The sequence below is a fragment of the Pseudomonas sp. I2 genome (assembly GCF_040984075.1).
Lineage (GTDB): Bacteria > Pseudomonadota > Gammaproteobacteria > Pseudomonadales > Pseudomonadaceae > Aquipseudomonas > Aquipseudomonas guariconensis_B.
The window spans coordinates 1-12,963 of the sequence record NZ_JBCGFQ010000082.1; the positions used below are offsets into that span (position 1 = coordinate 1).

Here is a 12,963-nt window from a genome sequence, read left to right on the forward strand (position 1 = left end):
AAAAGCGCGATGAATCAATTTGCGATTCTGTACGGAGACCGGTTCATCAGGCCGACCTGGTGAGAATCAGGGCCTGCCTGACGGCAGGCCGTTACCGGCCCGCACACAAAAAATCTGACAGTCCCCAAGCTGGCCGACGGCCGTATTCGGGTTGAATATCGTTGGCACCAAAGTAATCCGGTCAAGGCGCAATTACTGAGCGATGAGTTCGACATGTGGTGCTCACCACTCCATCCTGGTTGATCGAGACAGGGATGTGTCTCGATGGCTTCACAAGGGAAATGCTGCCACAGCACATCATTGATGCCTGGAAGCATGCCCATTGGGAAACCAGTTGCAAGGTCTACGCGCCACTGCAGAAAAGCTTCCTCGATCGCAACCCACAGTTGCCACAGATTCTGGTCACCGACAGCTTCGTCCACGACGTCTATGCCTATCGCTATAGCGGTAGCTATGCCCAAGACTGCATACTACTCAGCTACACTTGGGAAGACGATGCCTCCAAACTAGCAGTGTTTTCCGATAGTGAGCTGGTGGACAAGTGCGTGAAAGAACTCGACCGGATCTTGCTGCGTTGCACAAATATCGGTGAGCCGATCTCGCCTTACATCGATACTGGAAACATCTGCATACAACGGTGGATTACAGACCGGAATGCGTTGGGTTGTGCGAAGTTGTACCGGGCTGGCACCTACTACGACGCTGTGAGCCTAATGAAGTATAACCGTGACCTGAGCAGCATTTCTGGGCTCTATCTGGCCGGCGAGTCGTTCTCTGTCGATGCCGGCTGGACCGAGCCCTGCCTGCGTACAGCTATCGATACTGTGATTAACCTCTGTGACCGCACTGCTGCACAATTCAACGGTGGTTTCAAGCTCGAATATTATCCGCATTACCAAGCGCGTTAAGGGAGAGTTTGAAACAACTATGTAGGACCGCTCTTTCTACTATCTTTGCTTTTTCTTCCAGATACATCGGACTGCCCTGACTGTCGCTCAGCAAGCAGCCCCCGTTCTACTGGCGGCTTCCATAACAACTCCAAGAAGGAAGCCACCATGCCCGACCACAGCATCCCCATCAGCCCCGTTCGAATCGCAGTCATCCAATACGATCCCCAGGTAGGGCTCGAGCACTGCGAGGGGAACCTGAGCAGGGGGCTGGCCTTGGCCCGGCGTGCCGCACGCGAAGGGGCCAACCTGATCGTGTTGCCGGAGCTGGCCAATACCGGCTACACCTTCCACTCCCGCGCCGAGGCCTACGCCCACGCCGAGACCTTGCAGGACGGTCGCAGCCTGCTGGCCTGGGCTGACTTCGCCCAAGGGCACCAGGTCTATCTTGCCGCCGGATTTGCCGAGCGCGACGGACTCAAGCTCTATGACAGCGCCGTACTGTTCGGGCCCGAGGGCCGCTTGGGGCATTACCGCAAGGCGCACTTGTGGAACCAGGAGAAACTCTGGTTCACACCAGGCGACCTGGGTTTCCCGGTATTCGAGACCCCCATCGGCCGCATCGGGCTGTTGATCTGCTGGGACATCTGGTTCCCAGAGGTCCCCCGGCTCATGGCCGCGCAAGGTGCCGACCTCATTTGCAGCCTCAACAACTGGGTATGGACGCCACCACCACTGTTCGATGAAGCCGGGCGCTGCATGGCGTCATACCTCACGATGAGTGCCGCTCACGTCAACAATGTCTACATCGCTGCGGCCAACCGCATCGGTCGCGAGCGTGGCGGGCGCTTCCTGGGTTGTTCGCTGATCGCCGGCACGAACGGTTGGCCTATCGGAGAGGTGGCGAGCGCCGAGCAGGAGGGCATCCTCTATGCCGACGTGGATCTCAGTACCGCACGCTCGGCCCCCATCTGGAACAGTCTCAATGATCTTCCCCGAGACCGGCGTACGGACCTCTACGACGCCATGCTGGGGTATCGGCTTCATTCACCGATGCCACGTTGAGGAGAGCGCCATGGAACAGACCTTCCCATCGCGTCGACCCCATACACCAAGCGTGATCCTGAGTGGTCTGGCAGTACTGCTCATTGTCAACCTGGCGCTGGGCCAGTGGCCAGACTACGCACAGCTCACAGCGACTCTGGACCAGCCATTGAGCAGGCTGCGCTGGATCATCGGCGACATCAGCGAAGTCGCTTTCTACAAGCACGAATTGCCGGCTCTCGGTTTGCTGCTGGGCGCTGGCCTGGCACATTGGACCCATGTCCGTGGGTACCGCTGGCAAGGCTTCGCCATCTGCTACGGTACAGGCCTGTGGCCATGGCTGTTCACCAGCTCTCTGCTTGGCTTGTTGCTCAGTCATGCGCTATGGGGGTGGACCCTCTCCAGTGGTACCTGGCAGCCGACGTTCGTCGCTTTCGTATCACTACCGGCGGCCATGGTGCTGCTGTTCGGCGGTGGCTGGCGGGTAGCGATCAATGGCGCGCTGCTTGGTGCATTGCTGGTAACGCCCATGAGCCTGTTGCTGGTCAACTACCTGTGCTATCCCCTGCAGTTGCCGGTGGTGATCGGCAATGTCAGTGGCATGGCGCTGGCAAGCGTGGTGGCTTTCCTGCTGTGCCGACGTTTCCCTTCGTTGGTACGTGGTGGCTTGCAACCTGCCACGCCGGTACCCTTTGCGACAAAACCGGATTACGGCGTGTTGTGGACCTTGCGCCGGGTACTGGCCGATTTCAGCGAAGCACCGTTCTTCGGCAATGAACTGGCCAGCCTAGGGCTGCTCCTGGGGGTACTGCTGGCCTACGTGTTGACCCCAGCAGCACCGGCCTATGGCTCGCATCTGGTGCTGCAGATGGTGATTGGGCAGGCACTGGCCTCGCTGGTTGGTGTGCTGGTCTGGCGGCGGCAGTGGATGGAGCATGGCTGGTATCCCACCTATATTCCCATCGTGTCGATCGTTCCTGCCGCAGTGCTCACACTAGGAGGCAGTTGGCAAGTGATAGTCGCCAGCGCGGTCCTGGGAGCATTGGTCGCACCGCCCTTGGCCGTGGCGATCAGCCAGCGGTTACCGGCCTACATGCACGGTTATATCGGCAATGTTTTGTCCATGGCCATCAGCACCCAGGGGATCTTGCCCCTGGTCGGGTTGCTTGCAGGAGGTAATGCATGACACAGAAGACAGAACTACCAAGGTTGTCGATCGGCAGTCTGGGCGGCACGGTCAGCATGCAGTGCGCAGCACCTGGGCAAGGGGTGATACCGAAGCTCGATTGCGAGGCGTTGCTGGCGTCACTGCCGCAGTTGGATGGGCTTGCGTGGTTCAGCACCGCCACGCTGTGTCTGGAGCCAAGCGCATCGCTCGGCTTCCAAGCACTGCTGGAAGTGCTGGCCTGGGTCCGTGGTGAGGTGGAGCACGGCGCTCAGGCCGTGGTCCTCACCCAAGGCACCGACACCCTTGAGGAAACGGCTTATTTCCTCGACCTGCTCTGGCCTTTCGACACCCCGCTGGTCATGACCGGTGCGATGCGTTCGGCCAGTCACCCGGGTGCTGACGGTCCGGCGAACCTGCTGGCGGCGGTGCAGGTGGCGATAGATGCGGGCAGTCGTAGGCGTGGCGTGCTGGTGGTGATCAATGATCAGGTTCACTCGGCCGCCAGGGTTCGCAAGGTGGCCAGCCTGGCGATGGCTGCTTTCGAATCACCCGGTGGTGGACCTATAGGGGAGGTCGTGGAGGGAGATGTGACCTACCGCCACCCGCCCTTGCCGCGCACGGTGCTGCCTGCACCACGGCAGGTGGAGCATCGCGTCGCCTTGCTGGAGGCATGCCTCGATGCAGACACGGCGCTGCTGCAGGTACTCCCCAAGTTAGGGTACGCAGGGTTGGTGGTTGCCGGCTTTGGTGCAGGCCATGTCTCTAGCGCCTGGGCTGATGCGATGGCCAACGTTGCTCGGCACATGCCGGTCGTCGTGGCCACACGCACTGGCAGCGGTCCGACCGCGAGGGCGACGTACGGCTTTGCAGGTGGAGAAATCGATCTTCAGGCCAAGGGCATGCGTATGGCTGGCGCATTGTGCCCTCGCAAGTGCCGCATCCTGCTCTGGCTGCTGATTGGAACAGGCGACCCCGCGCTATTGGACACGTGGCCCCGGCACTTGTGCTAGGGTGCACGCACATTTACCCAGGACACGCTGCCCATGCTTCCCGCTCTCAGCGACAAAGAACTCGACCGCCTCGAAGACCTGCTGATCACCTACGGCAACGACTATTCGGTCCTCAACCTGGCCGAGCTCAATGGCTTCTTCACCGCCTTGGCCAGCTCGCCGGTCAAGGTCAACCCCGAGCAATGGCTGCCTGCGGTCGCTGGCGGCAAGGTGCCCAAGTTCAAGAGCCCGGCCCAGGAAGAGGCCTATACCGCACTGATGCTGCGCTATGCCAACCAGGTGGATGGCGAGCTGGCCGACGACCTCGAGCATTTCGCGCCACTGTTCGAAGAGAGCGAAGGCGAGGAGGGGCCGGCGATCATTCTCGAGGAATGGTGTTTCGGCTACATGCGCGGCACGCAGGTGGCTGAATGGGGCGAGCTGCCGCCTGAGCAGGATCGTCTGCTCAAGGCCATTTCGTTGCATGGGTTGGAAGACAACTTCGAGCTGCTCGATTCGATGAGTTTCGACGAGCATCAAGCCTGCGTGCCGCAGGTGGTCGAGGCGGCCCGTGGGCTGTACCGGTACCAGAAGCAGCAGCGGCATTGAGTTCCAGATTGGGCAAGCCTTGCGAGAGGCCTTGTGGGAGCGGGCTTGCCCGCGAATAGGCCGGTGCCGTCTCCCATTATTCCGCCTACCGAAATTATGGATTGCTCCCCGCAACGATTCTGCTGCCAGCCGAACCAGTGCAGCATGTTCTCCAGCAGCGCCACTCCCGGCGCTGACCAGGAGCCGAGAACATGCCAAGCCCGATCAAACTCTATAACTTCCCCAAATCCGGCCACGCCCACCGCATCGAGCTGATGCTTTCGCTGCTGAACTTGCCCACCGAGCTGGTCTTCGTCGACCTGGCCAAGGGGGCCCACAAGCAGCCCGACTTCCTCGCCCTCAACCCCTTCGGCCAGGTGCCGGTGATCGACGACAACGGCACCGTCATCGCCGACTCCAACGCCATCCTGGTCTATCTGGCCAAGGCCTACGGCGGTGAGCGCTGGTTGCCCCAGGACCCAGTCGGTGCCGCGCGTGTGCAGCGCTGGCTGTCGGTAGCCGCCGGGCCGCTGGCCTTCGGCCCCGCCGCCGCACGCCTGGTGACGGTGTTCGGCGCCACGTTCAACACCGACGAAGTCATCGGCCGCGCCCACGCCCTGCTCAAGGTGGTCGACGCCGAACTGGTCGAGCGCCCGTTCCTGGTCGGCAACGAGGCGACCATTGCCGATGTCGCCAACTACTCGTACATCGCCCATGCACCCGAAGGCAATGTGTCGCTGGAACCGTACCCCAACGTGCGCGCCTGGCTCGCCCGGATCGAAGCGCTGCCGGGCTTCGTGCCGATGCCGCGCACAGTCATTGGCCTGCAGGAAACCCTCTGAGCCGAAGGCTCCGCGAGGAATGCCACCATGCACGACCGCCCCGAACATCGCACCTCGCCCTGGCACGCAGGTGAAAAGCAGTTGCAGGTGCAGGCCGGTGTCGCGCAGCGCATGGAGGTGTTCGGGCAGAAGGTCATCCGCGACTACATGCCCGATCAGCACCGCGCGTTCTACCATCAGTTGCCATTCCTGGTCGCAGGTGCAGTGGACCCGGATGGCAAGCCTTGGGCGACGCTGCTCGAAGGCCCGGAAGGCTTCGTTCGCTCGCCCGATGCGCGGCAACTGCTGATCGCTACCGATCTCGTCGCCGATGACCCGGCTACGCCAGGGCTGGTCGCCGGGGAGGCGATCGGGTTGCTCGGGATCGAACTGCACACCCGGCGGCGCAATCGTCTCAATGGCCTGATCCGCCAGGCCAACGGCGGCCAGTTGGAGGTCGGGGTGGAGCAGTCGTTCGGCAACTGCCCGCAATACATCCAGCAGCGTGACTACACCCGGGTCGACGAGCCTGCCCAAGGGCGCATCGACGCAGTGAACCTGGATGCCGACGCCATCGCCATGATCGAAGGCGCCGACACCTTCTTCGTCGCCAGCTACATCGAGCAGGTCGACGGCCAGCGCTCGGTGGATGTGTCCCATCGCGGTGGCCGGCCGGGCTTCATCAAGGTCGAAGGCAACCGCCTGACCATCCCCGACTACGCCGGCAACCTGCATTTCAACACCCTCGGCAACCTGCTGCTGAACCCCATCGCCGGCCTATTGTTCGTCGACTTCACCAGCGGCAACCTGCTGCAGCTGTGCGGGCGAACCGAGGTGATCCTGGACAGCCCTTCGATCGCTGCCTTCGAAGGCGCCGAGCGGCTCTGGACGGTGCAGGTCGAGCAGGTGGTGTTCCGTCCGGCCGCCGTGTCGCTGCGCTGGGCCTTCCAGGCATACGCCCCGACCAGCCTGATGACCGGCACTTGGGTCGAGGCCGAGCAGCGCCTGCAACAGCGCGAACGCCAGCGCCAGTGGCTGGCCTGGCGCGTGGTGCGTATCGAACAGGAGAGCCGCGAGATCCGCTCGTTCTACTTGCAGCCCGAGGATGAAGCGCCGGTAGACTTCGCCCCGGGCCAGCACATCCCCGTGCGCCTGCGGCTCGCTGGCGAGACGCCGCTGATCCGTACCTACAGCCTCTCCAGTGCACCATCCGACGGCTACCTGCGCATCAGCGTCAAGCGGCAGGGGGCGGTATCGCGGCATCTTCATGAGCACCTGAAGGTCGGCCACCGGCTGGACGTGCGTCTGCCCATGGGCCGCTTCACCCTCGATCGGCAGAGCCTGCGGCCAATCGTGCTGGCCGGTGCGGGCGTCGGCATCACGCCACTGATCGCCATGCTGCGCGAGCAACTGAACACCGGACAGGGGCGCCGTATCTACCTGTTCCATGGCGCACGCACGCTGGCCGACCTGCCGTTTCAAGAGGAGCTCGCCACGCTGAGGCAGCGAGCCGGTGGCCTGTTGAGCCTCCATCGCGCCCTGAGCCAGCCCGAAGCCCAGGCGGTGCAAGGTCGCGACTATGAGTTCGCCAGCCGCCTCGGTATCGAGCAGATCAAGGCCACCCTGGCGCTGGACGACTACGACTTCTACCTGTGCGGCCCAGCCAGCTTCACCCAGGATCTCTACGAAGGCCTGCGCGGTGTGCACGTGCCCGACGCGCGCATCCACGCCGAGGCCTTCGGCCCCTCGACCCTGCGTCGCCATACCGACGACCAGCCCGCCCTGCAACAGCCACCAGCGGCCACCGAATCGGTGCCGGTGTACTTCGCCACTTCCGCGAAGGAAGCTCGCTGGTCCCCCGGCAGCGGCACCCTGCTGGAACTCGCCGAAAGCCGCGGCCTGTCCCCGGACTTCAGTTGCCGTGGTGGCGCCTGCGGTACCTGCGCGACACGGTTGGCCAGCGGCCAGGCCCACTACCCGAACCCGCCCGCCGAACTGCCGCCCAGCGGCAGCGTGCTGATTTGTTGCGCCGTCCCGGCCCAAGGCGAGGAGGGCACGCAACCGCTGGTGCTGGAGCTCTAGCCCCGCCACTGGAATAATCGATCGACCACAACCACAGGGGCGCGGCATGGACCAGATCCACCTGATGAAGGTGTTCGTCGCGGTCGGCGAGCTGGAGAGCTTCGCCGCCGCCGCGCGTCGCCTGGGCATCTCGCCAGCGGCGGTTACCCGCGCCGTCAGCGCCCTGGAAGAACAGCTCGGGGTCAAGCTGCTGCAGCGCACCACCCGCAGCGTACGTTTGACCGAAGCCGGCGGCCGCTACCTGGAAGACACCCGGCATATCCTCGCCAGCATCGTCGAGGCCAACGAAGCCGCGGCCGGCATCAATGCGGCGCCCAAGGGCGATCTGGCGGTGACCGCGCCGATCCTGTTCGGCAAGAAGTTCGTCATGCCCTGCATCGTTCGCTACCTGCAGCAGTACCCCGAGGTGGACGTGTCCGCCTACTTCCTCGACCGTGTGGTGAACCTGGTGGAAGAGGGCATGGACGTCGCGGTGCGCATCGGCCAGCTCCCCGACTCTGGCCTCAAGGCGCTGCGCGTGGGCTCGATGCGCCGGCTGCTGTGCGCCTCGCCCGAGTACCTCGAGCGCCACGGTACACCGCGTCATCCGTCCGAGCTGCAAGGCCACGCGGTCATCGCTGCCGGCAATCTCTCGCCGCGCACCGACTGGCGCTTCGGCGCCCTCGACGATCCGACTCAGGTCCGCATGAAGCCGCGCCTGACGGTCACTGGCAACGACGCCGCCATCGCCGCTGCCAGTGCCGGGCTTGGCATTGCGCGGTTGTTGTCCTACCAGGTGGCCGACGAGCTGGCGGACGGGCGCTTGCAGGTGATCCTGGCTGCGTACGAGGAAGCACCGTGGCCGATCCATGTGCTGCACCGGGAGAGCAAGTACGGGGCGGCCAAGGTGCGGACGTTCATCGATATGCTGGTGGAGCATCTGCGGGGGCAGGTGCATTTAGGTTGAGGTACGCAGATTTCGGGTGCCCTCAGCGGCCCCAACACCACAAAGTACCGCTTGGCAGAAGTTCACATTCTTCAACACATCGCCGCCTCTGCATTGACCACCATCCAGACACCAACCAGGGACACCGCCGTGCCAAGTGCAATCTGCCACGAGAGCGGGTCGCCGAACATGGCCCAGGCCCACACCAGGGTAACGGCGGGGCTGAGATACAGGACGCTCGCAACCCGGGTGGGCGTGGAGCGCTTCAGGCATATCCAGTACAGCCCGTAGCCACCCAGGCTGGAGAGCAGTGCTGTCCACAGCACGCTCACGGCGAAACCCTGCGTCGGTAACGGAGCCAACCCGCCCTCGATACTCGCGAGCCCGGCGAAAATCACGCTGCAAGCGCAGCAGTGAAGCCACAGATTCGGCAACAGTCCGACGTTGGTCGCCACCTTCGAATGCTTCTGCCAAAGAGTCGCCAGCGCCAGGGACAGCATGCCGAGCAAGGGCAGTGCGTAGGCCCACAGCGGGGCGTGCCCCAGGCCCAGGGCATCGGCAGTCACCAGCAGCACGCCTGTCAGGCCGATCGCCAATCCGCACCAGGTGCGCAAGCTCAGCCGCTGCCCCAGCAATCCGGCGGACAGCGCGGCGACACCCAAGGGCAGCAGGTCCGCCAGCAACGCGGCAAGGCCCGCCGGCACGCCCAGTGCGATGCCCTGCACGACACCGGCCAGGTACCCCGCCATGGCCAGCAGGCCGCTGCCTGCGGTGTGCAGCAAGGCCCGCGGTGACATGCGCAGCAGAGGGCGCCAGACGAACGGCAGGAGGATGAGCATGACGGCAATGCAGCGCCAGAAGACGACCAGCATCGGGGGCGCTTGGTCGACGGAGAAACGCGCGCCGACGAAACCAGAACTCCAGGCGAACACCAGCCCAGCTTCCAAGAGGGGCAGAGGGAGGGCAGTGGGCAAGCAACCGCAGTTCGAGGACAGGCTCATGACGGCTCCCAAGAGCAGAGGCATGCGCACACACTACGAATCAGCGCTAATCTAATAAATCAAAATTAATGGAAATACTGGTTCAGGATTCATGAACGATGAGCGCCATTCTGGATATCGAGCTACTCCGCACCTTCCACGCGGTCTCCCGTAGCGGTCGCTTCAAGGCGGCGGCCGAACAGCTGCACAAGAGCCCGGCCGCCATCAGCGTGCACATACAGCGGCTGGAAAGCATCGTAGGTGGGCGCTTGCTGGAGCGCGACAACCAGTCGGTCTCCCTCACGGCGCTCGGCAGGCGGTTGCTGGTCTCGACCACCGAGCTGCTCCACACCCATGATCGGGTGCTGTCCGAAGTGCAGGGCAGCAGTGTGACGGGGCGTATCCGCCTCGGCGTGCCGGATGAATATGCCGACCACGTCATCCGCGACATCCTGCCCTGTTTCGCCGAACAGCGTCCGAACGTGGTACTGGAAGTCAAGACCGGGCCCAGCCTCACGCTGCGCGAGCAGGTCCGGCGCGGCAGGCTCCATGCGGCGGTGGCCGTGGTGCCCAAGGGAGAACCTGTGGACGGGCAGAAGCCGCTTGCTGGCACCACGCCGGTGTGGGTCGGCGCAGCCAACGGCCCATCGGTTCTGGCCGACCCACTTCCCCTGGCGCTCTACGCAGCGGAGTGCCCCTATCGCGAGGCGATGCTGAGCGCACTTCGCAACAGTGGGCGGAAATGGCGCGTCGTGCTGGACAGCCCATCCAGCCAGGCAGTGAAGGCATGCGTGGAGACGGGCATGGCGATCACCCTGCTGGACCGCTCGCGTGTCACCGGCCGGATGGTGATATTGGCAGGCCTGCCCGAGGTCGCCGAGCACGACGTCGTGTTCCTCACGTTCGCCCAGGCCCAGTCGGAAGAGCCGGTGGTACTGCTCTCGCAGATGATCGGGCAGTACTTCAGGCTTTGAGCCCTCAGCCATCCGTGGAACGGGTGAGGGTTTCCCAGGCGGCGATTTCCTCCCCGAGCGCCCCGAGTTTCTGGCGCACCAGGCCAAGGGCATCGCTGCCGAGCAGCAAGTGGGCTGGCGGATGCTGCGAGTCGATTACCTCCAGCATGGCGCGGGCAGCTTTCTTCGGGTCTCCAAGCTGCTTGCCGCTTTTTTCCTGTCGCGCCTTGCGCACAGGGTCGAACAGCGTGTCGTAGTCGGCGATGCAGCGAGGGCTTCGCACCATGGAGCGGCCGGCCCAGTCCGTGCGGAAGGAGCCGGGCGCCACGGCGGTCACGGCAATGCCGAAGCCTTCGACTTCCTTGCCCACCACCTCGGAGATGCCCTCCAGCGCGAACTTGCTGCCGCAGTAGTAGGCGATGCCGGGCAGGGTGATGAAACCGCCCATCGAGGTGATGTTCAGGATATGGCCGCGCCGCCGTTGGCGCATGTACGGCAGCACGGCCTTCATCATCGCCACGGCGCCGAACACGTTCACCTCGAACTGCCGGCGCATTTCCGACAGCGGAGATTCTTCGAGGATGCCTTCGTGGCCATAGCCGGCGCTGTTCACCAGCACATCCACCGAGCCGACGGTCGTTTCGACCTGGGCGACCACCTGGTCGATGGCCGCGAAATCGGTCACGTCCAGCAACCGTCCGAATGCCCGGCCGGGGGCGAGCGCTTCGAGCGTGGCCTTGGCCTGCTCGCTACGAACCGTGCCCACCACACGATGGCCATCGGCCAAGGCTTCTTGGGCAAGGGCCAGCCCGAAGCCGCTGCTGGCTCCGGTGATCAACAGGGTTTTGCGAGGTGGCATGGCGATGGCTCCATTGCAGGGGGAATGAGCGCATAATACTCAGCCGCCAGCCGCTGCCAGAGGGCGTATCTTCTGACTTTATTGCCTAATTCTATGAAAGATGCCGTATCCGAACGCCACGATCACCAGGTGTCCCCGAACCAGGCGTGCATGGTTGCCCTGCTCGAGGCGCTGGCACCTAGCGAGGGGTACAACCTCACGCCCCTGGCCAGCGTCCGCCTCCTCAGATCGAATCGCCCCCTGGCGCGGACACCCGTTCTCTACGATCCCGGTATCGTGATCGTATGCCAGGGCCGCAAGCGCGGGTATTTCGGCGATCAGGTCTATGTGTACGACGAGCAGCACTACCTGGCCGTCGCCGTGCCCGTTCCCTTCACCATGGAAACGGACGCGACGGCCGAGCGTCCGCTATTGGCCATCTACCTGCACCTGGACTTCCAGCTCGCCGCCGAGCTGATGGTCCAGATCGACCAGCGGCAGGCGCCCTCGCCGAAGCAGGCGCCGCGGAGCATGATGTCGAGCCCCATGGATGAGCCGCTCGCCGATTCCGTCCTGCGCTTGCTGACGGCGATGAACGACCCCCTCGAAGCGACGATCCTCGGCCCCGCTTTGCTGCGCGAGCTGTATTTCCGCGTCCTGACCGGCGCCCAGGGTACTGTCATGCGTGCCGCGTTGGCCATGCAAGGGCAGTTCGGCAGGATCGCCAAGGCGCTTCGGCGTATTCACACGGCCTACGCGCAGCCGCTCGACCTTGCGCAACTGGCCGACGAAGCCGGCATGAGCGTGCCTTCGTTCCACAGCCACTTCAAGGCGATCACCCAGACGTCGCCGATGCAATATGTGAAATGCACCCGCCTGCATCAGGCCCGCTTGCTGATCGTGCGCCAGGGCATGACGGTGCAGGCTGCCAGCCATGCCGTGGGCTATGCCAGCGCCTCGCAGTTCAATCGCGAGTTCAAGCGGCTGTTCGGACGCTCGCCCCAGGCGGAGGCCAGGCGCATGCGCGAGAGTTTCGCTATTCCACCGGCGCATGCGCAGGCGTCGTATGTGTCTTCCCATTAGGTTCCGCTGCGCGGTGCTCTTGCCGGAGCCGTTCAGGCCGGCAAAAAACTCAATTCAGGCGCGCCCATGCAGTTTGCGAACGGTGAAGACCTTGCCCGTCGTAACCTTGCCCCGAGGCTTGGTTTCGCCAAACACTTCAACGCGACCGTCGGCATGGGGCGCGATAGTACGCTAGATGTGTGGCGGCGGCAGCTATTTCCGGGATCTGATTCTCCGGGCTCTCGATAGCCGCTTCGCTGAGTGGGTTCTTCGGAAGGGATGCCATTTTTCTCCTGGGGCCTGTCAGACGCGAAGACTCGTGTAGTTGTGCCGACGCTTACCCACAGGCAAAAGGGGCTTCCTCATCACAGGACTGCGTCAAAAGCTTGCAAGATGCATGAGCGTGGGGATGTGGACGCTGCAGGCACAAAAAAGGCTGCCATTTGGCTAATGCCGTTCACTTAAGCCATTGGGGCCGCTTTGCGGCCCTTCGCGGGCAAGCCCGCTCCCACAAGTACGCTGCAAATGCACGATCCTGTGGGAGCGGGCTTGCCCGCGAAGGGCGGCAAGGCAGCCCCCATCGATGTCACAACAGACTTAAGTGAACCGCATTAGCCATTTGGCAG

At 63.6% G+C, this 12,963-nt stretch carries 11 protein-coding genes and 1 pseudogene; 10 read left to right on the forward strand and 2 right to left on the reverse strand.

Annotated features, from left to right (window positions below; all coding sequences use genetic code 11):
• Window positions 1–120: 120 nt before the first annotated feature.
• The 8 genes and pseudogenes from WCE05_RS24895 to WCE05_RS24930 all read left to right on the forward strand — a co-directional run.
• A pseudogene (locus WCE05_RS24895) lies at window positions 121–908 on the forward strand (FAD-dependent oxidoreductase); the annotation flags it as partial.
• A gap of 147 nt (window positions 909–1,055) precedes the next feature.
• Window positions 1,056–1,952: a nitrilase family protein gene (locus WCE05_RS24900; protein WP_225788354.1), complete on the forward strand. Its 897-nt coding sequence runs from the start codon at window positions 1,056–1,058 to the stop codon at window positions 1,950–1,952.
• A 10-nt stretch (window positions 1,953–1,962) separates the two neighbouring features.
• Window positions 1,963–3,117 (forward strand): hypothetical protein, encoded by a 1,155-nt coding sequence (locus WCE05_RS24905; protein WP_368816769.1) that lies wholly within the window; start codon window positions 1,963–1,965, stop codon window positions 3,115–3,117.
• Complete coding sequence (locus WCE05_RS24910; protein WP_225788353.1) at window positions 3,114–4,109, forward strand: asparaginase; 996 nt, start codon at window positions 3,114–3,116, stop codon at window positions 4,107–4,109. Before WCE05_RS24905 ends, WCE05_RS24910 begins: the two co-directional genes overlap by 4 nt.
• A 33-nt stretch (window positions 4,110–4,142) precedes the next feature.
• Window positions 4,143–4,697 carry a UPF0149 family protein gene (locus WCE05_RS24915; RefSeq protein ID WP_225788352.1) on the forward strand — a complete coding sequence of 185 codons (555 nt, stop codon included), beginning with the start codon at window positions 4,143–4,145 and terminating at the stop codon, window positions 4,695–4,697.
• 191 nt (window positions 4,698–4,888) lie between these two features.
• On the forward strand, window positions 4,889–5,518 hold the full coding sequence (locus WCE05_RS24920) for a glutathione S-transferase family protein (RefSeq protein WP_253081710.1): 630 nt from the start codon (window positions 4,889–4,891) through the stop codon (window positions 5,516–5,518).
• 27 nt (window positions 5,519–5,545) lie between these two features.
• Window positions 5,546–7,579 (forward strand): pyridoxamine 5'-phosphate oxidase family protein, encoded by a 2,034-nt coding sequence (locus WCE05_RS24925; protein ID WP_368816767.1) that lies wholly within the window; start codon window positions 5,546–5,548, stop codon window positions 7,577–7,579.
• A gap of 46 nt (window positions 7,580–7,625) precedes the next feature.
• Window positions 7,626–8,525: a LysR family transcriptional regulator gene (locus WCE05_RS24930; protein ID WP_253081708.1), complete on the forward strand. Its 900-nt coding sequence runs from the start codon at window positions 7,626–7,628 to the stop codon at window positions 8,523–8,525.
• A gap of 71 nt (window positions 8,526–8,596) precedes the next feature.
• Here the strand turns inward: WCE05_RS24930 and WCE05_RS24935 are convergent, their stop codons facing one another.
• Window positions 8,597–9,505, reverse strand: coding sequence for a DMT family transporter (locus WCE05_RS24935; RefSeq protein WP_225788348.1), 909 nt, complete (start codon window positions 9,503–9,505; stop codon window positions 8,597–8,599).
• A gap of 98 nt (window positions 9,506–9,603) precedes the next feature.
• Between WCE05_RS24935 and WCE05_RS24940 the strand changes: the two genes are divergently transcribed.
• A complete protein-coding gene (locus tag WCE05_RS24940) occupies window positions 9,604–10,458 on the forward strand; it encodes a LysR family transcriptional regulator (protein ID WP_225788347.1) in 855 nt (284 codons plus the stop codon).
• A gap of 4 nt (window positions 10,459–10,462) precedes the next feature.
• Here the strand turns inward: WCE05_RS24940 and WCE05_RS24945 are convergent, their stop codons facing one another.
• Window positions 10,463–11,296 (reverse strand): oxidoreductase, encoded by an 834-nt coding sequence (locus tag WCE05_RS24945; protein WP_225788346.1) that lies wholly within the window; start codon window positions 11,294–11,296, stop codon window positions 10,463–10,465.
• Between the two features lie 150 nt (window positions 11,297–11,446).
• Between WCE05_RS24945 and WCE05_RS24950 the strand changes: the two genes are divergently transcribed.
• Complete coding sequence (locus WCE05_RS24950) at window positions 11,447–12,358, forward strand: AraC family transcriptional regulator N-terminal domain-containing protein (protein ID WP_368816768.1); 912 nt, start codon at window positions 11,447–11,449, stop codon at window positions 12,356–12,358.
• The last annotated feature ends 605 nt before the right edge of the window (window positions 12,359–12,963 follow it).

What these genes read in the sequence shown, in the direction of transcription:
- WCE05_RS24925 (WP_368816767.1), top strand. Translation starts at nt 5,546, where the DNA reads ATGCACGACCGCCCCGAACATCGCACCTCGCCCTGGCACGCAGGTGAA.
- WCE05_RS24950 (WP_368816768.1), top strand. Translation starts at nt 11,447, where the DNA reads ATGGTTGCCCTGCTCGAGGCGCTGGCACCTAGCGAGGGGTACAACCTC.
- WCE05_RS24940 (WP_225788347.1), top strand. Translation starts at nt 9,604, where the DNA reads ATGAGCGCCATTCTGGATATCGAGCTACTCCGCACCTTCCACGCGGTC.
- WCE05_RS24945 (WP_225788346.1), bottom strand. Translation starts at nt 11,296, where the DNA reads ATGCCACCTCGCAAAACCCTGTTGATCACCGGAGCCAGCAGCGGCTTC.
- WCE05_RS24915 (WP_225788352.1), top strand. Translation starts at nt 4,143, where the DNA reads ATGCTTCCCGCTCTCAGCGACAAAGAACTCGACCGCCTCGAAGACCTG.
- WCE05_RS24920 (WP_253081710.1), top strand. Translation starts at nt 4,889, where the DNA reads ATGCCAAGCCCGATCAAACTCTATAACTTCCCCAAATCCGGCCACGCC.
- WCE05_RS24900 (WP_225788354.1), top strand. Translation starts at nt 1,056, where the DNA reads ATGCCCGACCACAGCATCCCCATCAGCCCCGTTCGAATCGCAGTCATC.
- WCE05_RS24910 (WP_225788353.1), top strand. Translation starts at nt 3,114, where the DNA reads ATGACACAGAAGACAGAACTACCAAGGTTGTCGATCGGCAGTCTGGGC.
- WCE05_RS24935 (WP_225788348.1), bottom strand. Translation starts at nt 9,505, where the DNA reads ATGAGCCTGTCCTCGAACTGCGGTTGCTTGCCCACTGCCCTCCCTCTG.
- WCE05_RS24930 (WP_253081708.1), top strand. Translation starts at nt 7,626, where the DNA reads ATGGACCAGATCCACCTGATGAAGGTGTTCGTCGCGGTCGGCGAGCTG.
- WCE05_RS24905 (WP_368816769.1), top strand. Translation starts at nt 1,963, where the DNA reads ATGGAACAGACCTTCCCATCGCGTCGACCCCATACACCAAGCGTGATC.